The following is a 21,454-nucleotide window of genomic DNA, read 5'->3' on the forward strand; positions in this document are numbered from 1 at the left end:
ACGCCGAGTGACAGGCACTGCGCCGGGCTCCGCTACCATCCGCCCATGACACTGCGCTACGACGTCGACGGTCACGGTCCCACCCTCGTACTGGTGCACGGAGTCGTTCACCGCCGCCAGGCGTGGGACGCGGTGCTGGACCTGCTCACGCCCTATAGGCGGGTCGTGGCCGTGGACCTGCCCGGGCACGGGGAGTCGGAGCCGCTGCACGAGTCCGGTGAGAACGTGTTGCTCACGCTCCAAAACGAGGTCACCGAGTTCGTCCGCGAGATCGAGGAGCCGGACCACCAGGTGCACATCGCCGGCAACTCGCTCGGCGGCTACGTCGCGCTGTGTCTCGCCGCGCAGGGCGAGGTGGCGTCGGCCACCGCGCTGTCCCCCGCCGGCTTCTTCCTCAACCACACCGACCAGGCTCGGACCATGGTGACGTTCCGCGCGATGCGGACCGTCGCGCGCACGTTCGGCAAGGCCACGCCGACGGCGCTCAAGATGCGGGCGGTGCGGTACCCCACGCTGCTGCCGTTCTTCGCGCATCCGAGCAGGGTGTCGTACGAGGCCGCCGTCGTCGACGCCTCGTCACTCACCACCAACGCGATGATCGACGCGGGCATCGACGCGCCGTTCGAGTTCCCGCCACTCACCGAACCGCTGGTGCCGGTGACGGTGGCGTGGGGCACGCGAGACCTGATCCTGCCGCACTACCAGGTGCGGGGCGTCCGTCGCCGCTTCCCGCACGCCCGCGTCATCTCGGTCCCCGGGGTCGGCCACGTGCCGATGACGGACAACCCCGAGCTGATCGCGTCGATCCTCCTCGCGGGAAGTCAGGACCGGTCCCCGACCGCAGACCCGTCCTGAGGTTCTAGGCGGTCTCCATCTCGGCGACGATCCGCGCGACGATGTCCGCGGCCGGCGCGGCGGTCACCGAACGCCACCCGGTACCGGCCCACAGGTTGGGCACGTCAGCTCGGCCGGCAGCCGTCGCCGCGGTGCGGATCGGGCCCGTGATCGCGTTGACATCGGGATAGCCGGCCGGTGCGGAGGCCGTGAACTGCGCCGCGAACTCGTTCTCGAGTCCCCGAGCCGGTCGTCCCGAGAACGCACGCGTCACCACGGTGCGCCGGTAGCGGCGGTCCAGCAGTGCGGCGCGGTGCACCGCCGAGGTACCGGCCTCGTCTGAGCACAGGAACGCGGTGCCCATCTGCGCAGCGACGGCGCCGAGTCCGAGAGCGGCCACCACTCCGGACCCGTCCATGATCCCGCCGGCCGCGATCAAGGGCACGTCGACCGACAGTCCGACGGCGAGCAGCAGGGACGGCAGCGACATCGCGTCACCGCCTCGAGGAGACGACGCGTCGTCGGTGAAGACGCCCCGGTGTCCGCCGGCCTCACTGCCCTGGACGACGAGCATGTCGGCCCCGTCCTCGACGGCCTCGCGGGCCTCGTCGACGGAGGTGACCGTCCCGATCATCAGGGCGCCGATCTCGTGCACGCGGGCGGTGAGCTCGGCGCCGGGTCGACCGAACGTGACCGATACGGCCGCCGGGCGGTGGGCGAGCACCACGTCGATCACCGCGTCGATGTCGTCGGGGCCGGGTGTCGCCGGGCCGGGTTCGACCCCGAACTCGGCGGCGATCGGGGCCAGCGCGGCGCGGTACGACTCCATCTCGTCGGCGACCGCGATGTGCGCTGACGGGAGGAAGAGATTGACGCCGTACGGCGCCGACGTGAGGGACTCGATCTCGGAGAGCCGGCCGTCGAGCGCCTCCGGGCTCAGCAGCGCTCCGGCCAGGAACCCCAGGCCACCGGCATCGCTCACGGCGGCGGTCAGGGCGGGGGTGGACGGGCCTCCGGCCATCGGCGCGCACACGACGGGAAGCCTGGCAGGGAACACAGCGGTCATGCGGCCGATCGTACGTCGAGGGGTGATCTCGACTACCTATCACGAATACCCGATGTTTCACCGGTTTCGGGCCGACCAAACCGACTACACGTACACTTCACTGGTCACCAGCAGGGACACACGCCGCGTCGGGGGTCGCATCGAGTTCGAAGGGATTCTCCACGCATGCCGCACCCGACCCGTCCGCCGGTCACGCAGCGCGTCCGCGCGTCCCGCGATCGCGCTCGCCCGGGTCGACACAGCGGATCCCGGCGCATCCGCAACGCGCAACGCAGACCCCTCACCCACGGGCCTCGGGACAGCGCACTCGACGTCGTGCGTCGGTGGCTGACCACGCCGCACGATTTCGACTGGATCTTCGTCCACCACTCCACCCGGTCCATCCACGGCATCATCCGGCTGGTCTTCGCCGGCGCGGTGCTGCTCAACGCGACCGTGTCCATGTTGATGCTCGCCTCGCCCAACGGCCCCTCCGGCACGCCGGCGATCGTCTACGTCTTCCTCGTGCTGGCCCTGCAGATCGCCGCGATGATCTGGGTGCTCACGGGACCGACGCCGGACACGAAGGCGCAGTTCCTCGGGTTCCTGATCTTCGGCGACGTCGGCATCGCGTCGGTGATCCTGCTGGACACCCCGACGTCGGCACTGATCGGCACCTTCCTGTTCGCGATCAACGGCGCTCTCTGCACGTTCTTCCTCAGCCCACGAGTGCTGCTCGCCCATCTCGCGTTCACCAATGCCGTCATCGTCCTCATCGGCACCCTGGCGTACGTCCAGAACCTGTGGGGGCCGTGGGACGCGATCGCCGCGGTGCTGGTGGCCAGCGGCGCGAGCAGTGGGGTGCCGGTCTTCGCGTCCATCGCGTGGTCACTCGTCTCGACGGACGCGAAAGCCTCGGACCTCGATTCGCTGACCGGCGTCAGGAACCGCCGCGGTCTGCAGAACTCGGTCGAGGATCTGTGGGAGACGGCACTCGCGACCACATCGCCCGTGGTGGTCGTGATGATCGACATCGATCGTTTCAAGAGCGTCAACGACCGCTTCGGACACGATCAGGGCGACACCGTGATCGTCCTGGTCGCGACCCGGCTCGCCGAGCTCTTCGACGGCCACGGGGTGCTCGCGCGTACCGGCGGCGAGGAGTTCGTGGCGGTCCTCACCGATGTGGACGGTGACGTCGAGTCGGTGGTCGCCCGTGTCACCGAGACGGTCCACGATCGACAGGACACCATTCCCGTGACCGCCAGCGTCGGCGTCGCCGTGTTGACTCCCGACTCGTCGCTGTGGAGTTCCGGACCCGGGGCGATCGACCGCGCGACGCGGGGTGCGGACTCGATGATGTACCGAGCCAAGGCCGCCGGCGGGCATCGGCTGCTCTCGACCTTCCTGTGACACCCGCCCTGCATCGGACCCAGACGAGGAAACCCACCCCGTGATCGACATCTTCCACGCACTCGTGGTCATGAACTCGCTGTTCGCCGCGTCGGCGTGGTGCCTGGCGCGGCCGAACGCCTGGTCGATCTCCGCGGTGGTGCTCGCGTCGATCGGCTGGCTGCTCTTCAACGCGCCGCTCGAGGGCCGTGTGCTGGTGGTGTTCTCACTCCAGCACGGATTCACCGAGTCGGACGTGCTGTCCATCGTGGGCATGATCATCGGGGCGGTCGGCGTCGTGCGCGCGAGGCGACGAGCCGACCGCCCCGAGGTCAGGCGTCGAGACTGATCAGACGCTGATGCCGAAGTCGCGGGCGATGCCGGCGAGTCCGGAGGCGTAGCCCTGGCCGACGGCGCGGAACTTCCACTCCGCACCGTTGCGGTACAGCTCGCCGAAGACCATGGCGGTCTCCGTCGAGGCGTCCTCGGTGAGGTCGTAACGGGCGAGCTCGGTGCCGTTCGACTTGTCGATCACGCGGATGTAGGCGCCGCGGACCTGGCCGAACGACTGCGAGCGCGCGTCGGCCTCGTAGATCGAGACGGGGAACGTGACGATGTCGACGGTGGACGGGACCGCTGCGAGATCGACGTCGATGACCTCGTCGTCGCCGTCGCCCTCACCGGTCTTGTTGTCACCCGTGTGCTGGATCGAGCCGTCCGGAGTCTTCAGATTGTTGAAGAAGACGAAGTACTCGTTGCCGGGCGCCTTCTTGTCCGGGCCGAGCGCGATGGCGCTGGCGTCGAGATCGAAATCCGTTCCGGTCGTCGTGCGCAGATCCCATCCGAGTCCGACGGACACCGCGGTCAGATTCGGTGCGGCCTTCGTGAGAGACACGTTGCCACCCTTGGTCAGGCTGACGCCCATGTGAGAGATCCCTTCTCGTTTCGCCCGATTCATCCGTATTCGGATCGGTGCTGCCCGGCCAACGAACCCGACGTCGTTCCGGTTCCCGGCCCTTCGTGACGACCCGCCGCGCAGCACAGGGCGCGCGGCGGCATCGAACGCTGCATAGTTGTCTGTCACAGCCTGTGTCCTGCGGAGCACGGGCTCGTCCCGTCATCCACGGTCCCGGCAGGAGGCGCTCGATCATGGCCACACAGGCGACCCCGGCGGCATCCGCCGCGGGCACTGCATCACCGTCCCCGTCGGGCCTGTCCGACGCGTCCCGCGTCGCCCGCGCCGATCGCCGGTCGCGCCACAAGGGGCGCCTGCGGCAGGTGCCGCACCACGTCGGCCTCGTGCTCGGTGTCTACGCGACGCTGGTCCTCCTGTGGAGCCTGTCACCCGCGCTCCGAGCCCTCGTCCACGTGCCCCGCGAGTGGCTCGACTCGTACGTCATCGACGCTCCCGACACGAGCCTGTCCTACGGCTTCGTGGTCGCGCTGGTCGCCGCGGCGCTGTCGACGCGCAAACGCGTCGCGTGGTGGATCGCTCTCCTCTACACGACCGGATCCGCGGTGGTGAACGTATCGACCCTGGTGGACGATCCCGGCAGCGTCGGGTCCTGGATCGGCCTCGTTCTGCAGGTCGCGGTGCTCGCACTGCTGCTCGCCTCCCGCACCGAGTTCGACACCAAGGTCCGACGCGGCGCCGGATGGAAGGCACTCGGTGTTCTCGTCACCGGTCTGATCGTCGGCATCCTCGCCGGCTGGGCGCTGCTCGAGGCCTTCCCGGGTTCGCTGCCGCGGAACGAGACCTTCCTGTGGTCACTCAACCGAGTGGCCGGCCTGGCACTGGTGGACAACGAGCAGTTCAGCGGCCGACCACACGGATTCCTCAACTTTCTTCTGGGACTGCTCGCCTTCGTCGCCCTCGCCGCGGCGGTGGTGACACTGTTCCGCTCGCAGCGTGCGAGCAACGCCCTCACCGGCACGGACGAGTCGGCGCTACGCGGACTCATCGCCCGCTCCGGCCACGACGACTCGTTGGCCTACTTCGCCACCCGCCGCGACAAGGCGGTGGTCTTCGCACCGAACGGCAAGGCCGCCATCACCTATCGTGTCGAGGTCGGAGTGTGCCTCGCCAGCGGCGATCCCATCGGCCTCGAGGAGTCCTGGCCTCACGCGATCGAGGCGTGGCTCGAGATGTCGTCTCGGTACGGGTGGGCCCCGGCGGTGATGGGAGCGAGCGAGACCGGTGCCGCCGCGTTCCGGCGGGCGGGACTCGCCGTGCTCGAACTCGGCGACGAGGCGATCTTGCAGACCCGCTCGTTCAGCCTGAACGGACCCGACATGCGCCCGGTGCGCCAGGCGGTCAATCGGGCGCGCGGCAAGGGCGTGACGGTGCGCATCCGACGGCATCGCGACATCCCCGAGGACGAGTGGCCGGCCATCGTCGAGCGTGCCGACCGCTGGCGTGACACCGAGACCGAACGCGGGTTCTCCATGGCACTCGGGCGCCTCGGCGACCCTCTCGACGGCGACTGCCTGCTCGTCGAGGCCGTGCTCGATGCGGACGACCGCGTCGTCGGCACCCTCTCCCTCGTGCCCTGGGGCGCGAGCGGAGCATCGCTCGACCTCATGCGCCGTGATCCCGCCTCACCCAACGGCACCGTCGAGCTCATGGTCTCCGAGCTCGCGTCCCGCTCGGACACCGTGGGCATCACCAAGGTGTCCCTGAACTTCGCCGTCTTCCGCTCCGTGTTCGAGGAGGGCGGCCGCATCGGTGCGGGACCTGTTCTGCGCCTGTGGCGTTCGACGCTCGTGTTCTTCTCGCGATGGTGGCAGCTCGAGGCGCTGTACCGATCGAACCTCAAGTACCAGCCCGAGTGGGTACCGCGGTACCTGTGCTTCGAGGACAACCGCGATCTGCCGAAGGTGGGTACCGCATCGGCCATCGCGGAGGGCTTCCTCACGCTGCCGGGCCTCGGTGCACGCACTCACACCGGCACCCGACAGGCTGTTCCCGCCGCGCTGCTGGCCGACGGCACGCTGCACGCCGACGGGAGCGAGCCCGACGACACACCCGTCGACACGCTGCCCGGCCGGCGACGGCCGGAACAGGTCCGGGTGCGGATGTCCAAGCTGGACAGGCTCTCCGCGGACGGCGTCGACGCCTACCCCGTCGCGCATCCGCCCACCCACACCGTGGACTCCGCGGCGAACGCCCCGGAGGGCACCACCGTGCGCGTGTCCGGTCGCCTGCTGCGCATCCGCGACTACGGCGGCGTCGTCTTCGGCCTCGTGCGCGACTGGAGCGGGGACCTGCAGATCCTCCTCGACAGCGAGCGCATCGATCGAGATCGGTTGCGACGCTTCACGTCCGATTTCGACCTGGGCGACCTGATCTCCTGCACGGGAGTGGTCGGTCGCAGTCGCACCGGAGCGCTCGCGCTGCTGGTGAGCGACTGGCGCATGAACGCGAAATCGCTGCACCCGCTGCCCGACAAGTTCCGCGGGCTCACCGATCCCGAGGCGCGGGTGCGTCAGCGCTACGTCGACATGGAGATCAATCCGCAGGCGCGCGCCCTCATGCGTGCCCGCAGCGCGGTGGTGAAGTCGCTGCGCGACACGTTGGGCGACCGCGGATACATGGAGGTGGAAACGCCGATCCTGCAACAGATTCACGGCGGCGCGAACGCGGCACCCTTCCTCACGCACATCAATGCCTACAACCTCGATCTCTACCTCCGTATCGCGCCGGAGCTGTACCTCAAGCGGCTGTGCGTCGGCGGCATGGAGCGGGTCTTCGAGATCGGTCGCGTGTTCCGCAACGAGGGCGCCGACTTCAAGCACAATCCGGAGTTCACGATCCTCGAGGCCTACGAGGCGCACAGCGACTACGAGCGCGCGATGGTGTTGTGCCGGGAGCTGATCCAGCGCGCCGCCGTGGCCGCGCACGGCCGCGAGGTGATCTACCGGCCGGCCGAGGACGGCACCATGACGGAGATCGACATCTCCGGCGAGTGGCCGGTGAAGACCATGCACGACGCCGTCGCGGAGAAGATCGGTGCCGACGTCCGGCCCGAGACACCGCTCGCGGAGCTGCAGCGTCTGTGCGATCTGCACGACGTCCCGTATCAGTCGACCTGGGACGAGGGGGCCGTGGCGCAGGAGATGTACGAGCACCTCGTCGAGGACTTCACCGAGTTCCCGACGTTCTACACCAATTTTCCCACGTCGATGTCCCCGTTGACCCGGCCCCACCGCAGCATCGCGGGCGTCGCCGAGAAGTGGGATCTGGTGGCGTGGGGGGTCGAGTTGGGCACCGCGTACAGCGAGTTGACCGACCCCGTGGACCAACGCGCTCGTCTCACCGCGCAGTCGATGCTCGCCGCGGGCGGCGATCCCGAGGCGATGGAACTGGACGAGGACTTCCTCCAGGCGCTCGAGCACGGCATGCCGCCGACCGGTGGCCTCGGAATGGGTGTCGACCGGGTGGTCATGCTCATCACGGGCGGGTCGATCCGCGAGACCCTCGCGTTCCCGTTGGCCAAGCCGCGGAGCTGAATGTTTCACATGAAACCGAACGGCGAGGTGGTCGTCGACGTACTGGGGACCGCCGTGCACGTGGTGGTCTCCCGTCCTGACGCGGCGGCGGCGCCCGCCCCGGTCGTCGTGCTGTGCGGGGGGCTCGCCTCGACGTGGCACGACTGGATCGACGTGTCCGCGCTGCTGGTGGCGGCCGGCCACACGACGGTGGCCATCGATCGACCAGGCTTCGGCGACAGCGAACCGCTGCCTCCGGACCGGGTGCCGACGGTGCACGAGGAGGCCGATCGCATCCTCGCCGTCCTGGACGCCCTCGCGATGACGGACCCCGTGGTCCTGGTGGGGCACTCGATGGCCGGCTTCTACGTCGAGGGCTTCGCGCGGTCGTACCCCGCGCGCACGGCGGGGCTCGTGCTGCTCGACTCGAGCGTCGAGAAGTCGCCGTCGGCCCTGGTGCCGCCGCGCATCCGCATTCCGGTGACCCGCGTGATCGCCCGCATCGTCTCGGCCGCCGGTCTGCAACGGTTGCTCGCCGATCCGGTGCGCCACGTCCTGACGCAGGCCATTCCCCCGGACGGGTACGCGCCCGACCGGGTCGACGATCTCCGCCGCATCTACCGCGATCCCTCCTATCTGGAGGCCGCCGCGATCGAGTACGCGGTGTACGCCGACATGGCCCTCGAGTTGAACCGCCTGCGCCGCACGACGCCCGTTCCGTCCGTCCCCGTCATCGTGGCCGCCGCGCACACGGGGCGACGGACCCCGTGGGGAGCGCAGTGGTTGCGGCGCCAGCAGCGTCTGGCCCGCTACCTCGGCGGCCGCTTCGCCGTGGTGTCCCCGTCGCACCACCACGCCATGATCGATCAGCCCCGGCGAGTCGCGGCGCTGGTGAGAACTGTCTCCACCGGCTGAACGCCGCGCGAGCGCACACTGGAGAGATGAATCCTCTGCGCACGGTCCAGACCCGAGTGGGCGAGACCATCTCCGCGCGGGTCGCGGGCGACGAGGGCCCCGCTCGACGCGACCGGATCCACCTGGCCGAGGGGCCGCGTCGGTACGGCCCCGATTCGGCGATCCAGCGCGTCCACGCCGATGCGTCGATGTTCGTCGGCGGAATGCGCGCCCTGCTCCTGCAGTCGTTGCACCCGCTGGCGATGGCTGCGGTGGACGAACACTCCGGCTACCGCGGCGACCCGTGGGGCCGTCTGCAACGCACCAGCACGTTCCTCGCCGAGACCACGTTCGGCACCATCGAGGACGCGGAGCGCGCCGTGCGGATCGTGCGCGCCGTGCACAAGCGCATCACGGGCGTCGCGCCGGACGGGCGGCCGTACGCCGCGTCGGATCCGCACCTGCTGCGGTGGGTCCACGTCGCGGAGATCGACAGCTTCCTGCGCGCGCACGATCGTTACGGTGCCCGACCTCTCGATGCCGGCGGCCGCGACGCCTACGTCCGGGAGTCGGCCTGGGTCGCTCGCGGGCTCGGCGCCGAGGACGTGCCCGAGACGGTCGACGAGCTGAACGAGATGCTGGCGATGTACCGGCCCGAACTGCGCGGCACTCCCGCAGCACGTCGCACCGCCCGCTTCATCCTGCTCAACCCGCCGATTCCGCTCGCGGTACGGCCGGCCTACGGACTGCTCTCGTCGGTGGCGGTGTCGATGATGCCCTGGTGGACGCGACTTCCTCTGCGGCTGCCGTACCTGCCGCTCACCGAGGCGACGGCAGTGCGTGCCAGCGGCGTCGCCGTCACGACGGCGATCCGGTGGGCGCTCGGATCCGTACCGCCTCCGCAGCACGCTGATGGCGCTCGACAGGCGAGCTGAGCCTGATTGCGGGTAGAGGGGGCACACGGATGTCCACGATGTAGCTGAGGTGGTCGCCGCTGTGCCCGTTCTTCTCGACCACGCTCATGCAACTGGAGAGCATCTGCACGGTGGACTCATGACGCGATCCGTGTCGTGGATGAGTGCCCGCGGCTGCACCGAACATGTCGATCGCCAACGCCGCCGTCTTGCCCATACGGGGACCGTGAGGGCGAACAGCATGCCTCCCAGGACATGAACAGCTTCTCCCGGCCGCTTACGTTGCGCCCCACACCATGGCCCCGGTGTCGCTGTCGGACAGGTCTTCACCAGCTCAAGGTCGGGGCGGAGCTGGGGTGCCCGGGTGCGGGCTTGATTGCCGGTGACCCCGGTCACCTCCGACGGCGACGCCATCAGCTTGGCCTTGGCGTCGACCGCGGTTGTCCCGCGCCCGCGGCGCAGGACGACGATCCCGCACATCGCTGCGACGACGATGATTGCCGCGTGGACCACGACGACGGTGGACAGAGTCGGCGCGTCAGGGAGCCTGCCGCGACCTCGATCAGCGCCTGGACCGGATCGCCCGGCACCAGAGCGCCGGTGCAGGCGGCGGCGTGCCCGGCCCACAGTGACCCGTAGGACACCGGTAGAAAAGCGATCATTGCCAGGATTCCGACCAGCGAGAGCATCGACGACTGTGTGCCGCGCCGCGGGCGGTGGCGGGGTTCGTGGCCATCACAGGCGCACCCCGTCATTCAGGTTCCGAGCCCAGGTGCGGCTGCGTTCCAAGATCTCGGCGACGTCATCAATGTTGTTCATGTACTGACCTGTCGCGGCGACGCCGGTCGGCGGAGCCGCCAGCTCAGCGCGGGTCGCTGGCTCCCAGGACGGTTCGACGACGGCGTCGAGAGCGTCCTCGGCCGTACGAATCACAAGGCCGGTTCTTCGCGGCTCGCGGTTTGTTAGCATGCAATTATGTTTCTCGGCACTGCTCAGATTTCGCTGGCGGTGCCCGAAATGGCTGACGAGTGCGAGCTTTTCGCGCTGTGTAGTGACCCGCGCGAATGGGTGCAGGATCCGGGTTTGCGGCATACGTCTCCTGCTGATACACGCGCCATCCTTGGAAGTTGGATCGATCAGTGGAATCGAGACAAACTGGGCACCTGGGTTGTAAGACGGCACACTGAGAGCGTCATTGTCGGGTTCGGGGGTTGTTCGATTCGGCAGCATTCGTTCTGGAATTTGGGATACCGATTCCTGCCGTCGGTTCGGGGCTTGGGGTACGCAACGGAGATGTCCTGCGCAGCGGTGGTAGCGGCGGCGTGCGTTCGGCCCGATCTGCCTGTTGTTGCGTACCTGCGTGAATCGAACGCCGCCTCGGCAAGAGTGGCAGAGAAGGCCGGTCTTGTCCTTGTCGGGCGTTTCCCCGTCGCCGATGATGCACACCCGGGCGCAGTTCGACTCGTGTACGCGAACAGGCGTCTCGGCGATGACGAACTGCACGCAGTGTTGACAGCTTGAGGCTGACAGATCCTCGGGTGTCCTCGCCGTCAGACGACGGTGCTGGCCTGGTGTCGGTTAGTTTCGCGAATCAGCGGGGACAGCGTCACGGCGACCAGTGCAAGACCGGCCCCGCAGAGGAAGGCGAGGTGTACTCCGTGGGCGGTGGCGAGGCCGACGTCACTGGCCTTCGCCGTAGATGTCGCCGACCCGATGGACATGACCGTTACGAACAGCGCAGTCCCGGCTGCGCCGGAGAATTGCTGAACGGTGCTGATCATGGCGCTGCCGTGCGCGTAGAGGTGGGGAGGTAGCGAGCCCAGTGCAAATGTCAGCAGGGGTGTGATGGCCAGTCCGAATCCCAGGCATATGGCTGAGTGCGCCGCGACGACCGCGCTGATGTGGGTGAACGGATCGAACAATGTTGTCGCGGCGAGTGCGGCGGTGCAGAGCGCCATGCCGGGTAGAACGAGAGGGCGCGGTCCGTAGCGGTCGAACATAGACCCAACAATGGGGGCAGTCAGACCCATGAGCAGGCCACCGGGCAGCAGGGCTAGACCGGCTTGCAGGACAGTCATGCCGCGAACTGTCTGCAGGTAGATCGGCAGAATGATCAGTACACCGAAGAGTGCACTGTTCATGGTCAGGACGAGAACAACGGCAAGTCCGAACGGACGCGAACGGAACGTTCGTAGATCCAATAGCGCGTTGTCGTGTCGTTGCAGGCGTAGTTGCCTGCGGATGAACACGGGGAGGGCAGTCAATCCCACAGCTGTCGGAATCCACACTGGCACCGCGAGATGCCCGGTGGCCGACTCTCCGATGCTGCCCAGGCCGAACACCAGTCCACCGAAAGCGAACGCGGACAATGCTACTGAGGGTGCATCGAATTTGACCCGTTTCGTCTCCGTGGCGTTCTGAACCCAGCGAGCGCCTAGCCCGAGCGTGACGACCGCAATGGGGAGGACTATCAGGAACATCCACCGCCAGTGAAGCGAGGACAGAATGAGGCCGGAGACGGTGGGGCCGATGGTGGGTGCGACGGAGATGACGATGGAGATCACTCCCATCATCCGGCCCCGACGCGTCGGCGGTACAAGGTTCAGCACGGTGGTCATGAGCAACGGGATCATCATCGCCGTGCCCGCAGCCTGTATGACGCGGCCTGCGAGAAGGACGACGAAGCCCGGTGCCGCAGCCGCGACGAGGGTTCCGGTGGAAAAGAGGCCCATCGCGGTGAAAAACACGGTGCGCAGGGTGAAGCGTTCGAGAATGTACCCGGTGAGGGGGATGACCACGGCCATGGTGAGCATGAATCCGGTGGTCAACCATTGCGCGGTACTTGCTGATATGGCCAGGTCGTTCATCAGCCGGGGTATGGCCACGCCCATGATTGTCTCGTTGAGGACGACGACGAATGCGGCTGCCACCAACATGGCGATCAACCGCCCACTGTGTCGGCGCTCGGTGTTCATGCTCGCCGGTGTGGGGTGGGGTGGAGTGGGATACGACGACGGTTCTGTCATGGGATTGTCTCGAGGTCGACTGTGTCTGCCTCAGACCTGTGGGACGGTGTAGGTCGTCTGAACGAAACCCTCTGCGAGGGTCGTGGTGCTCAGGTGCCGTAGTTCAATGTCGTTGTCGAGTGCGCCGAAGAGCGGAAGGCCCGAACCGAGGAGGACGGGCGCGGTGGTGATGGTGACCTGGTCGACGAGACTCTCTCGGAGGAACGTCTGAATCAGTTGACCGCCGTCGATGTAGACGTTTCGCGCGCCCGCCTCATCGAGATCGCGCACGAGTTCGGTGGTGTTGCGAGTGATGATGATGTTCGGGTCGTCGGCGTCGAGCTGCGTACTCAGTACTCGTACGGGGATGCCTTCGTAGGGCCAGAACCCGAAAGTCTGCGTCTTTTGATAGGTGTTGCGTCCCATCACGATGGTGTCGATTTCGGCGATGAAGGCGTCGTAGCCGGTGTCGCCGGCGCGTTCTCCGCGTTGAATAAGCCAGTCCAGCTCGCCGTCGGGGCGGGCAATGAACCCGTCGAGGCTGGTAGCGATGAACACCTGCGTACGGAAGGTGCGGTGGAGGTCGGTGGATGCGGCCATGAGGAGGCTCCTGTCGGGGGTCAGTTGATGGACAACGAGGACCGAAGAAGGTCAGGGAGTGGGGGTTCTATGGGGGGCCAGTACCTGCTCGAGCGCAGAGTGCAGACGCTCGGTGAGAGGTCCGCGCTGTTCGATGGCCCAGATGACGCCCGCGCCGGCGATCACTGATTGGATTGTTGCCGTCAGGTTCTCGACGTCGGTTCCTTCCAACAGATCTCCTGTGTCGACGCCCGCATGAAGCAGATCGTCGATGAGGGTGCGCTGCGAACGGTGATTCTCCTGCGTCAGTCCCAGGAATTGCGCGTCGGCAAGATCGGCGCACAAGAAGGCCAGGTGGTTGGCGTACTGCTGAGGTGTAGTGGAGGAGTCCCAGGCACCGACCAGAAGCTCGATGAGCACGTCAAGGGAACGTCGCTGATCACGTTGTGCCTGTTCGCGTAGATCGGCCGAACGCTGCCCGGTGTATTCGGCCAGGGCCAAGATCAAGCCGCGCTTCGATCCGAACCGCTGTACCAAGGTTCCCGGCACTATGCCGGCCTCCTCTGCGACCGAGGCCAAACTCATCGATCCGGGACCAGTCCGTCCCATGACGCGAATCATTGCCTCGAAAATCTGGGTGTTGTCGATGGATCTGGGCCGCCCAGCCATGTCACTCCTTAATAAATGAACGTGTAGTTATTATTAGCGACCGATCAACCTCATCGCAAGTCGGTTGCGCTAGGCAGCTCGAGGCGCAGTCGCTCACTGTGTGCAAAGCAGTCGTCGACGATGCCGTCGGCTCCTGAACCTCCACGCTTGACCGTCACGCTCACCTGGGAGTGCATCTATGAACGGACTGCCGCCGAACTGCTGCACTGCTCCGGGTCCGGCCTTGTACCCGGCGAGCATCAGCTCCACCGGATCACCGGCGATGGCAACGGACTCCATACCGGGTCGCTGGTCGTCGAGGGCGGCGGGGCTAATTGAACCGGCCCGATGCCCGACTCCTGCTCGATCTGCGCGCCAAGGACGGAGGGAGAAAATTCGCGGCACTTCGCCGCCGAGAGCAGCAGCCACCGAACGACGACTCACGGGAACGCGACAACAACGATGCGGCCGTGTTTTCAGCCACGATCGCCGGGTATGCGGGGCTCACGCAGACCCGAGGAGTGCACGTGAGCATCGTCGAAACAGCGCGGAACGCAGTGAAGGCGGCGGCCGAGACCGCCCTGAGCAACCCGGCCGTCCAGAAGGTGACCGGTCGCGGTGAGGCGGAGCCGGCAGGGCCCGTGACGCTGACGATCTCGGTCGACTTCCCTACGGCTCGCGAGTTGTGGCTGGACACCGAGCGGTTGTCGTCCGTCCTCGGTGACGTTGCCACGGTCTCTCCCGGTGAGGGCGACGTCGTGGTGTGGACGCTCGACAGCGGGTCGGACGACAGTGGGTCCGGCAACGACCCGAGCGTCGACACCACCCGCTCCGAGGACGGGAACACCGTGCGCTTCGCCCGAGCAGACGGAGGCACCGACCTCGCCGTCGTCCGGTTCGCCGAAGCCCCCCTCGACCTGGGCACCGAGGTGACGCTCGAGCTGGCCCTCCCCGTAGTTCCCGACGTCGCGGCACGGGTCGCGGCCTTCAAGGTGCTCTATCGAGCCCGAGCCCTGCTGCAGACCGGCGAGATACCCACGCTGGTTCCCACCCCGGCCGCCCGACCGGGCGAGAAGTAGGAGACCGACGTGCGCGCACTCTGCTGGACCGGCGTGAACACCCTGTCCGTCGAGACCGTGGACGATCCTGTGATCGTCAATCCCCACGACGCCGTTCTGGAGGTGTCGGTGACGACGACGTGCGGGTCCGACCTGCACTTTCTGAGCGGCTACCTCCCCGGCATGCGGGAGGGCGACGTCATCGGCCACGAGTTCATGGGCCGGGTGGTCGAGGTCGGCGCGGAGGTGACGGCCACGAGTGTGGGATCCCGCGTGGTGGTGCCGTCGTTCATCGCGTGCAACAACTGCTGGTATTGCGACCACGAGCAGTACTCACTGTGCGACACCACCAACCCGAACGCGGATCTGCAGCGACCGATCATGGGCTATCCCACCGGCGGCATCTACGGCTACACGCATCCGTTCGGCGGCTACCAGGGGTCGCACGCGCAGTACATTCGCGTGCCGTTCGCCGATCAGAACTGCTTCGCCGTTCCCGACGGCGTGACCGACGAGCAGGCGCTGTTCGCCTCGGACGCGATTCCCACCGGGTACATGGGTGCGGACTTCTGCTCGATCACCGGCGGGGAGACGATTGCCGTGTGGGGAGCGGGAGGCGTCGGCCTGATGGCGGCGCGCAGTGCACAGCTGATGGGGGCCGGCCGCGTGATCGTCGTCGACCGGATCCCGGAGCGACTGGCCATGGCGCGCGACGAGATCGGTGCCGAGACCGTCGACTACACCGCCTCGGACAGCGTCACCGACGAGATCCGCGAGATGACCGGCGGCCGCGGGCCCGACGCGGTGATCGAGGCCGTCGGCATGGAGGGCCACGGCACCGGTGTCGGCCAGATCTACGACAAGGCGAAGCAGGCGCTGCGCCTCGAGAGCGACCGCGCGACGGCGCTGCGGGAGGCGATCAGGACGGTCCGCAAGGGCGGCGTCGTCTCGGTGCTCGGCGTCTACGGTGTCACCGACAAGTTTCCCATGGGTCTGGTCATGAACAAGGGCCTCACGCTGCGCTCCGCACAGCAGCACGGACAGCGGTACGTCCCGCGTCTTCTGGACCACCTGCAGTCCGGCGAGCTGGACCCGACATTCCTGATCACGCACGACATGTCGCTCGAGGAATCACCTGCGGGGTACGCGATCTTCAAGGAGAAGGCGGACAACTGCGTCCGGGCGATCTTCCGGCCGTGACCGGTGGCATCATGCGAGAGTGACGCGTGACGTATCTGCCCACCTCGACGTGACCGTCGTCGACCCCAGCAACCTCGAGTTCCAGATCGCGGTCGCCGAACTACCGGGGACGACGGTCACCGAGTCGCTGTCGTTCCGGCTCGACGGCGAGGAGATCACGCCCACGGTGATCCGCGCGGAGACCGGCGGGCGCATCCACCGATTCGATTGTGGGCGTGGGCAACTCGTCGTCGACTACCGCGCCCGCGTGGAAGGCGAGGCGGATCCCGCCCCGGTGGTCGAGCGGGACCTGTCGGTCTACCTGCGGCCGAGCCGCTACAGCGAGTCGGACAAGTTCCTGGGCTTCGCCGAGACCGAGTTCGGGCGCTACACCTCCGACGCCGACGTGCTCGAGCGCGTCTCCGCCTGGGTCGGCCGCCGTCTGCGCTACGTTCCCGGCAGCAGTGACCCCATCGACGGCGCCACCGACACCCTCCTCGCGGGTAGCGGAGTCTGCCGCGACTACACGCATCTCGTCGTCGCGTTGCTGCGGGCGATGACGGTGCCGGCCCGCCTCGTCGCGGTCTACGCGCCCGGCTGCGACCCGATGGACTTCCACGCGGTCGCGGAGGCCTACGTCGACGGCGTCTGGCGCGTCGTCGACGCGACGCGGCTGGCCCCACGGCAGAGCCTCGTGCGCATCGCCACCGGGCGGGACGCGTCCGACACCGCGTTCCTCGACAACCACGACGGGTACATCGTTCTGGACCGCATGCAGGTCATGGCCACGGTGGACGGGATGCTCCCCTACGACGACGTCCACGAACTCGTGTCCATGCGCTGATCGTGATCACCTTCCGGCGGGTCACCGAGGACGACTTCCCGCTGCTCGCGCGCTGGTTGTCTCACCCGCACGTGGCGCGGTGGTGGAACCACGAGGTCACCGCCGAGGCCGTCGCCCGCGACTTCGGAGCGTCCGCCCGCGGCGAGGAGCCGTCCGAGGACGTGCTGGCTCTCGACGACGGAACCCCCGTCGGCCTGCTCCAGCGCGCCCGGTGGCACGACTACCCGGAGTACGTCGACGAGCTGGCGCCGTTCTGGGCGGTGCCCGCGGAGGCCGTCACCATCGACTACCTCATCGGCGAGGCGCACCTCGTTGGGCACGGCCTCGGCACCCGCGTGCTGATCGAGTTCACGGCCGACACGTGGCGGCGGTACCCGAGCGCGACGTGCGTCGTCGTGCCGGTGGCCACGGGCAACGTGGCGTCGTGGCGGGCGCTCGAGAAGGCCGGGTACCGACGTGTCGCCGAGGCCCACCTCACCCCGGACAATCCGATCGACCCCACCGACCACGTGGTGATGGCGATCGACCGCCCGGCTCGATGACGAGGGCCTAGTCTCCTCGGTCATGGAGCATCCTGTGCGATTCCGCGACGACGATCCGTTGTTGGCCACGGTGCGGGAGCGAGCCCTGCGCCTGCCGGGCGCCACCGAGAAGGTCTCCCACGGCCGCCCCAACTTCCGCACCACGAAGGTCTTCGCGATCTACGGCGCCACGGTGAAGGGGGATCACCCCTCCACCCGCTGGGATCGGTCGCTGCAGGTCCTGCCCGACACCGACGAGCGAGCGGCGCTGCTGGACGACGAGCGATTCTTCGAGCCCGCGTACACCGCGGCGAGCGGCTGGGTGGGACTCGACCTGACGATCGGGACCCCCGACTGGACCGAGGTCGACGAACTGCTCGACATGTCGTTCCGGCGGACGGCGCCGGCACGGCTGGTGGCAGAACTCGGAACGCTCTCGTGACCGTGAGACAGTGGCCGCTGTGCAACTGCTGCTGATCCGCCACGCTCTCCCGCTGCGTTCCGACGCGGATGCCGATCCCGCCCTCGCGCCGCTGGGACTCGAGCAGGCCGCGCGCGTGCCCGACGGGCTGCGCGCCCATCGGCTCGCGCGCATCGTCAGCAGTCCACAACTGCGCGCCCGGCAGACCGCGGAACCGCTCGCCGCGGACACCGGACTCCCGGTGGACGTGCTCGACGGTCTGGCCGAGTACGACCGCGACTTCCCGGGTTACCTCCCCATCGAGGAGGCGCGCGAGAAGTTCCCCGCCGAGTTCAAGCGCATCAAGGCCGGGCATCTGCCGAGCGCGGTGGACGCCGACGCCTTCCGCCGACGGGTGTTCGACGACATCGCCTCGGTGGTGCGGGACGCGGAGCCGGAGGACACGGTCGCGGTCTTCGCCCACGGCGGGGTGATCAACGTCCACCTGCAGGATCTGCTCGGCACCGCCATGCCTCTGACCTTCCCGATCGACTACGTCTCGGTCACGCGAATACTGTTCTCGCGCAGCGGCAGACGTACGGTAGCGTCGGTGAACGAGACGCAGCACGTGTGGGATCTGCTCCCCCGGAACCGCGCACGATCCTCACCGACTTCTTAATCGCGCAGGTCACCGGGCATTACGGGCACGATCGGTGCTCGGCACGGTCCGTCGAGCGCGTCGGCACCGGTTAGCCTGAGCAGTATCATGACTTCTCCCTCAGCACACGGTGCCCCGCGTTCGGGTCTCGTCGCCACGTTGTCGCGGCCCGTGATCGTCGTTCTCGTGATCGCCCTCCCCCTGCTCCTGGCCGGCCTCTACGCGTCGTTCAGCGGGAACGACGTCGTTCCCCTGGCCTCGCAGAGCAGTTCCGAGACCACCACCTCGGCAGACGGTTCCGAGGGCACGGACGGCGGCACCCCCGCCGCGGGAGACCCGCTGGCGAAGACGCGCTCGGCCCTCACCCAGACGCAGTTGCCCCTGAGCCTGCTCAGCGGTGGACTCACTCAGCTGACCGACGCGGCGCCGCAGCTCACCGACGGAGTCACCCAGCTCTCCGACGGCCTCGGGCAGGCGCGCTCCGGGTCCCAGCAGCTCGCGGACGGCAACTCTCAGCTGGCCGGCGGACTCGTGCAGCTGCAGGGCGGAGTGGGCCAGCTCGGTGACGGCGCCGTGCAGATCAGCGGCGGCGTGAACCAGCTGACGACGCCCCTGCTGGCGCTCGGCGAGAAGCAGGCTCAGGTCACCTCGTCCATCGCGGACGTCGCGAACCGCATCGAGGTGCTGAACAACCCGATCACCACCGACGCGGCACGGCAGCTGCGTGAGCTCATCGACACGCTGAACGCGCAGGGCATCGGCCCCGACACCGTCTCCCAGATCAACCAGCTGCGCGACGGCGCCGCCCTGCTCGCGTTCCAGCTCGACGATCCGTCCAGTGAGTTCGTCACCGGCGTGAACACCGCCGTCGACGGCAGCGCGCTGCTCTCCACGGGCGCCGGCCAGCTGAACGACGGCATCATCCAGCTCGACGACGGTGGCAAGCAGCTGAAGGCGGGCACCGACCAGATCACGACCGGCATCGAGCCGATCGGCGGCGTCGTCAGCAGCCTGCAGACCAACGTGAAGACCGCGCAGACCTCGCTGCCCGCGGCCAACGCAGTAGCGGCGACCACGACAACCGACGAGAACGGTCAGACGCAGACCACCCTCGTCGTGCAGGGAAGCACCCCGTCGAACTACTACCTGATCGCGGCACTAGTGGCCTTGGCCGCGGCTGCCGCGGTGAGCCTGATGCGCCTGCTGACGCGTCGGGACCGCGTGGCGCGCATCGCACCCGTCCTCGGGGCCCTCGCGGTCACCGCAGCTGCGGGTATCGCCTACTGGTTCGTCGGCGACGGTCTCAGCTTCGGCTCGCTCCTCGGCGGCCTCGTCTTCCTGTTCCTGGGTTCCGCGGCGTTCCTCGCCGCGGCGGGCGCCGTTCAGATGGCGTTCGGCCGTGCCGTCGGCCAGTCGATCAACCTGGTGCTGCTGCTCGTCCAGCTCGTCCTGGCAGGCGGAGCCCTGGTGGGGTCGCCCGACAGCTCCGTCTTCGGCAAGGCCGCGGCCTTCACGCCCGTCGGGTGGCTCGCCGCCGGACTCGAGCGCATCGCGGCGGACGCCATGGACTCGACCGGCTGGCTCGCCGTCCTCGTGATGGTCGCCCTGCTCGCGGTGTCCGGTCTCGTCTACTCGCTCGTCGCCCGGTCCGACCCGGAGGACGACCGCGCGGCCTACCGGGACGAACCGCGCCTCGCCTGACTCAGGCGGGCGTCAACGGATGGATCGCCAGGGCGCCCAGCTTGGCGCCGTGGCGACCCATGACGTCGGCCATGTGCGGTGACGCCATGTGCCCGTCGAGGGCCGCCTGGTCCCGCCACACCTCGACGGTGACGATGGTGTCGGGCGCCGCGTTCGAGGTGTAGACGTCGTACTCCAGGCAGCCGTCCTCCTCGCGCGTGAGAACGGCGAACTGCCGCATCGCCTCCAGCACCTCGTCGAAGCCGTCCGTCACCGGAATGGTGGCCACCACGTGCAGATCACTCATCGTCGTTCTCGTCTCGCTCGTTCGTCATCGGTCCACCCGAACGTACGGCGAGGAGCGGCGGCGGGCGTCGGTTATCGCCCGACTGCCCCCTGACGACTCAGCCCTGGAACCCCTCGTCGTTCTTGAAGGCCGTGACGACGGCCGCCAGATCGTCGGCGCCGTGCCCCGCGACGCTCGCGTCCACGTACGCACTGCGCACGGCCTGCAGCAGGCGGGAGGTGCGCGGATCCACCGCATCGATCATCAGGTCGACGTCCTTGACCACGCCGTCGATCCCGAACGACGGGGTGAAGTCGCGCTCGATCATCGAGCGGCCCTTCATCTGTGTGTACGGCGCGTTGATCGGACCACCGTCGAGCGCCTCGAGGACGAGCGAGGGCTCCAGGCCCAGTTCCGACGCCATCGCGAGGGACTGCGCCGTGGCCGCCGTGAGCGTGGACACCATCGCGTTGCACGCCAGTTTGAGCGCACTCGCCCGGCCGGGTTCCGTCCCCGCGTTCACGATCTTCACCGTCATCGACTCGAGCACCGGGCGCACCGACTCGAGCCCCCCGGCGGGTCCGGAGGCCAGCGCCGTGAGCTTTCCCGACTCCGCCGGCTCCTTGGTCCCCAGCATCGGGCAGTCGAGAAAGGCGACCCCGTGGTGCTGCGCCAGATCGGCCAGCCGTCGGGCGCCGGCCGGACCGACGGTCGCGGACTGGACCCACACGGCGCCGTCCTTCACCGCTGACAGGAAGGTGGTGGCCGTGTCCGCGGTGGCCGACTCGTCGTAGAGCATCGTGACGATCACGTCGGCGTCGGCGACGCAGGCCGCCGGATCGTCCGCGACGGTCGCCCCCTGGTCCTTCAGCGGCGCCGCGCGATCGGCGTTGCGGTTCCACACCGTCACCTCGTGGTCGCCGCGGAGCAGAGACCCCGCCATGCCCGCGCCCATCGTTCCGGTTCCCAGTACTGCCACCCGCATGTTCGTTCCCTCTCACCGGCTGGAGCGGATTCTTTTCCGACCCG

General features: G+C 68.2%; 23 protein-coding genes. 15 read left to right on the forward strand and 8 right to left on the reverse strand.

What is annotated here, in order from left to right:
• Nucleotides 1–45: 45 nt before the first annotated feature.
• Nucleotides 46–855 (forward strand): alpha/beta fold hydrolase, encoded by an 810-nt coding sequence (locus OG947_RS10905; RefSeq protein ID WP_328813911.1) that lies wholly within the window; start codon nt 46–48, stop codon nt 853–855.
• 4 nt (nt 856–859) lie between these two features.
• Here OG947_RS10905 and OG947_RS10910 read toward each other — a convergent pair whose 3' ends face one another.
• Nucleotides 860–1,900: an NAD(P)H-dependent flavin oxidoreductase gene (locus tag OG947_RS10910; protein WP_222647791.1), complete on the reverse strand. Its 1,041-nt coding sequence runs from the start codon at nt 1,898–1,900 to the stop codon at nt 860–862.
• Nucleotides 1,901–2,065: 165 nt separating this feature from the next.
• Between OG947_RS10910 and OG947_RS10915 the strand changes: the two genes are divergently transcribed.
• Both OG947_RS10915 and OG947_RS10920 read left to right on the forward strand, forming a co-directional pair.
• On the forward strand, nt 2,066–3,292 hold the full coding sequence (locus OG947_RS10915) for a GGDEF domain-containing protein (protein WP_328813912.1): 1,227 nt from the start codon (nt 2,066–2,068) through the stop codon (nt 3,290–3,292).
• Nucleotides 3,293–3,332: 40 nt separating this feature from the next.
• On the forward strand, nt 3,333–3,620 hold the full coding sequence (locus OG947_RS10920; protein ID WP_328813913.1) for a hypothetical protein: 288 nt from the start codon (nt 3,333–3,335) through the stop codon (nt 3,618–3,620).
• Here OG947_RS10920 and OG947_RS10925 read toward each other — a convergent pair whose 3' ends face one another.
• Nucleotides 3,621–4,196, reverse strand: coding sequence for a TerD family protein (locus OG947_RS10925; RefSeq protein ID WP_027505908.1), 576 nt, complete (start codon nt 4,194–4,196; stop codon nt 3,621–3,623).
• A 224-nt stretch (nt 4,197–4,420) separates the two neighbouring features.
• On the opposite strand from OG947_RS10925, the gene lysX reads away from it, so the two are divergent.
• Genes lysX through OG947_RS10940 form a run of 3 tightly spaced genes read left to right on the forward strand, consistent with a single transcriptional unit; the run spans nt 4,421 to nt 9,588 of the window.
• On the forward strand, nt 4,421–7,780 hold the full coding sequence (gene lysX, locus OG947_RS10930; protein ID WP_328813914.1) for a bifunctional lysylphosphatidylglycerol synthetase/lysine--tRNA ligase LysX: 3,360 nt from the start codon (nt 4,421–4,423) through the stop codon (nt 7,778–7,780).
• A gap of 9 nt (nt 7,781–7,789) precedes the next feature.
• Nucleotides 7,790–8,674 (forward strand): alpha/beta fold hydrolase, encoded by an 885-nt coding sequence (locus OG947_RS10935; RefSeq protein WP_328813915.1) that lies wholly within the window; start codon nt 7,790–7,792, stop codon nt 8,672–8,674.
• Nucleotides 8,675–8,700: 26 nt separating this feature from the next.
• Nucleotides 8,701–9,588 (forward strand): oxygenase MpaB family protein, encoded by an 888-nt coding sequence (locus OG947_RS10940; RefSeq protein ID WP_328813916.1) that lies wholly within the window; start codon nt 8,701–8,703, stop codon nt 9,586–9,588.
• A gap of 714 nt (nt 9,589–10,302) precedes the next feature.
• Here OG947_RS10940 and OG947_RS22660 read toward each other — a convergent pair.
• On the reverse strand, nt 10,303–10,500 hold the full coding sequence (locus OG947_RS22660; protein ID WP_442973111.1) for a hypothetical protein: 198 nt from the start codon (nt 10,498–10,500) through the stop codon (nt 10,303–10,305).
• 84 nt (nt 10,501–10,584) lie between these two features.
• On the opposite strand from OG947_RS22660, the gene OG947_RS22665 reads away from it, so the two are divergent.
• Nucleotides 10,585–11,088: a GNAT family N-acetyltransferase gene (locus tag OG947_RS22665; protein WP_442973126.1), complete on the forward strand. Its 504-nt coding sequence runs from the start codon at nt 10,585–10,587 to the stop codon at nt 11,086–11,088.
• Between the two features lie 29 nt (nt 11,089–11,117).
• Here OG947_RS22665 and OG947_RS10950 read toward each other — a convergent pair whose 3' ends face one another.
• The 3 genes from OG947_RS10950 to OG947_RS10960 form a co-directional block, all read right to left on the reverse strand.
• Nucleotides 11,118–12,542 carry a DHA2 family efflux MFS transporter permease subunit gene (locus OG947_RS10950; RefSeq protein WP_328813918.1) on the reverse strand — a complete coding sequence of 475 codons (1,425 nt, stop codon included), beginning with the start codon at nt 12,540–12,542 and terminating at the stop codon, nt 11,118–11,120.
• Between the two features lie 81 nt (nt 12,543–12,623).
• On the reverse strand, nt 12,624–13,172 hold the full coding sequence (locus OG947_RS10955) for a dihydrofolate reductase family protein (RefSeq protein ID WP_328813920.1): 549 nt from the start codon (nt 13,170–13,172) through the stop codon (nt 12,624–12,626).
• A gap of 51 nt (nt 13,173–13,223) precedes the next feature.
• Nucleotides 13,224–13,820 (reverse strand): TetR/AcrR family transcriptional regulator, encoded by a 597-nt coding sequence (locus tag OG947_RS10960; RefSeq protein WP_328813921.1) that lies wholly within the window; start codon nt 13,818–13,820, stop codon nt 13,224–13,226.
• Nucleotides 13,821–13,967: 147 nt separating this feature from the next.
• On the opposite strand from OG947_RS10960, the gene OG947_RS10965 reads away from it, so the two are divergent.
• From OG947_RS10965 to OG947_RS11000, 8 genes are all read left to right on the forward strand, one after another.
• A complete protein-coding gene (locus OG947_RS10965) occupies nt 13,968–14,138 on the forward strand; it encodes a hypothetical protein (protein ID WP_328813922.1) in 171 nt (56 codons plus the stop codon).
• A 188-nt stretch (nt 14,139–14,326) separates the two neighbouring features.
• Nucleotides 14,327–14,878, forward strand: a complete 552-nt coding sequence (locus OG947_RS10970; protein ID WP_328813923.1) for a hypothetical protein — start codon at nt 14,327–14,329, stop codon at nt 14,876–14,878.
• 9 nt (nt 14,879–14,887) lie between these two features.
• On the forward strand, nt 14,888–16,057 hold the full coding sequence (locus tag OG947_RS10975; RefSeq protein ID WP_222641384.1) for a zinc-dependent alcohol dehydrogenase: 1,170 nt from the start codon (nt 14,888–14,890) through the stop codon (nt 16,055–16,057).
• Nucleotides 16,058–16,076: 19 nt separating this feature from the next.
• The gene (locus OG947_RS10980) at nt 16,077–16,880 is read left to right on the forward strand and encodes a transglutaminase-like domain-containing protein (RefSeq protein ID WP_027505913.1); all 804 of its coding nucleotides are present in this window, start codon (nt 16,077–16,079) and stop codon (nt 16,878–16,880) included.
• A 2-nt stretch (nt 16,881–16,882) separates the two neighbouring features.
• Nucleotides 16,883–17,422, forward strand: coding sequence for a GNAT family N-acetyltransferase (locus tag OG947_RS10985; RefSeq protein WP_222641386.1), 540 nt, complete (start codon nt 16,883–16,885; stop codon nt 17,420–17,422).
• Nucleotides 17,423–17,444: 22 nt separating this feature from the next.
• The gene (locus OG947_RS10990; protein ID WP_222647780.1) at nt 17,445–17,843 is read left to right on the forward strand and encodes an MmcQ/YjbR family DNA-binding protein; all 399 of its coding nucleotides are present in this window, start codon (nt 17,445–17,447) and stop codon (nt 17,841–17,843) included.
• A 19-nt stretch (nt 17,844–17,862) separates the two neighbouring features.
• Entirely contained in the window at nt 17,863–18,480 is a 618-nt protein-coding gene (locus tag OG947_RS10995; RefSeq protein ID WP_328814008.1) for a histidine phosphatase family protein, read from the forward strand.
• 87 nt (nt 18,481–18,567) lie between these two features.
• The gene (locus OG947_RS11000; RefSeq protein WP_328813924.1) at nt 18,568–20,160 is read left to right on the forward strand and encodes a phage infection protein; all 1,593 of its coding nucleotides are present in this window, start codon (nt 18,568–18,570) and stop codon (nt 20,158–20,160) included.
• 1 nt (nt 20,161) lies between these two features.
• On the opposite strand, the gene OG947_RS11005 is transcribed toward OG947_RS11000, so the two are convergent.
• Together OG947_RS11005 and OG947_RS11010 are read right to left on the reverse strand one after the other, a co-directional pair.
• Entirely contained in the window at nt 20,162–20,446 is a 285-nt protein-coding gene (locus OG947_RS11005) for a putative quinol monooxygenase (protein ID WP_027505918.1), read from the reverse strand.
• A 97-nt stretch (nt 20,447–20,543) separates the two neighbouring features.
• Nucleotides 20,544–21,410: an NAD(P)-dependent oxidoreductase gene (locus tag OG947_RS11010; protein WP_328813925.1), complete on the reverse strand. Its 867-nt coding sequence runs from the start codon at nt 21,408–21,410 to the stop codon at nt 20,544–20,546.
• Nucleotides 21,411–21,454 lie beyond the last annotated feature (44 nt).

This window comes from Rhodococcus sp. NBC_00297 (assembly GCF_036173065.1).
GTDB lineage: Bacteria > Actinomycetota > Actinomycetes > Mycobacteriales > Mycobacteriaceae > Rhodococcoides.

Bases quoted from the DNA above. Each gene is read 5' to 3' on its own strand.
- lysX (WP_328813914.1), top strand. From the start codon at position 4,421: ATGGCCACACAGGCGACCCCGGCGGCATCCGCCGCGGGCACTGCATCA.
- OG947_RS10935 (WP_328813915.1), top strand. From the start codon at position 7,790: ATGAAACCGAACGGCGAGGTGGTCGTCGACGTACTGGGGACCGCCGTG.
- OG947_RS10950 (WP_328813918.1), bottom strand. From the start codon at position 12,542: ATGAACACCGAGCGCCGACACAGTGGGCGGTTGATCGCCATGTTGGTG.
- OG947_RS10925 (WP_027505908.1), bottom strand. From the start codon at position 4,196: ATGGGCGTCAGCCTGACCAAGGGTGGCAACGTGTCTCTCACGAAGGCC.
- OG947_RS10955 (WP_328813920.1), bottom strand. From the start codon at position 13,172: ATGGCCGCATCCACCGACCTCCACCGCACCTTCCGTACGCAGGTGTTC.
- OG947_RS10910 (WP_222647791.1), bottom strand. From the start codon at position 1,900: ATGACCGCTGTGTTCCCTGCCAGGCTTCCCGTCGTGTGCGCGCCGATG.
- OG947_RS10915 (WP_328813912.1), top strand. From the start codon at position 2,066: ATGCCGCACCCGACCCGTCCGCCGGTCACGCAGCGCGTCCGCGCGTCC.
- OG947_RS10960 (WP_328813921.1), bottom strand. From the start codon at position 13,820: ATGGCTGGGCGGCCCAGATCCATCGACAACACCCAGATTTTCGAGGCA.
- OG947_RS10940 (WP_328813916.1), top strand. From the start codon at position 8,701: ATGAATCCTCTGCGCACGGTCCAGACCCGAGTGGGCGAGACCATCTCC.
- OG947_RS10905 (WP_328813911.1), top strand. From the start codon at position 46: ATGACACTGCGCTACGACGTCGACGGTCACGGTCCCACCCTCGTACTG.
- OG947_RS22665 (WP_442973126.1), top strand. From the start codon at position 10,585: ATGGCTGACGAGTGCGAGCTTTTCGCGCTGTGTAGTGACCCGCGCGAA.
- OG947_RS11000 (WP_328813924.1), top strand. From the start codon at position 18,568: ATGACTTCTCCCTCAGCACACGGTGCCCCGCGTTCGGGTCTCGTCGCC.
- OG947_RS11005 (WP_027505918.1), bottom strand. From the start codon at position 20,446: ATGAGTGATCTGCACGTGGTGGCCACCATTCCGGTGACGGACGGCTTC.
- OG947_RS11010 (WP_328813925.1), bottom strand. From the start codon at position 21,410: ATGCGGGTGGCAGTACTGGGAACCGGAACGATGGGCGCGGGCATGGCG.
- OG947_RS10990 (WP_222647780.1), top strand. From the start codon at position 17,445: ATGGAGCATCCTGTGCGATTCCGCGACGACGATCCGTTGTTGGCCACG.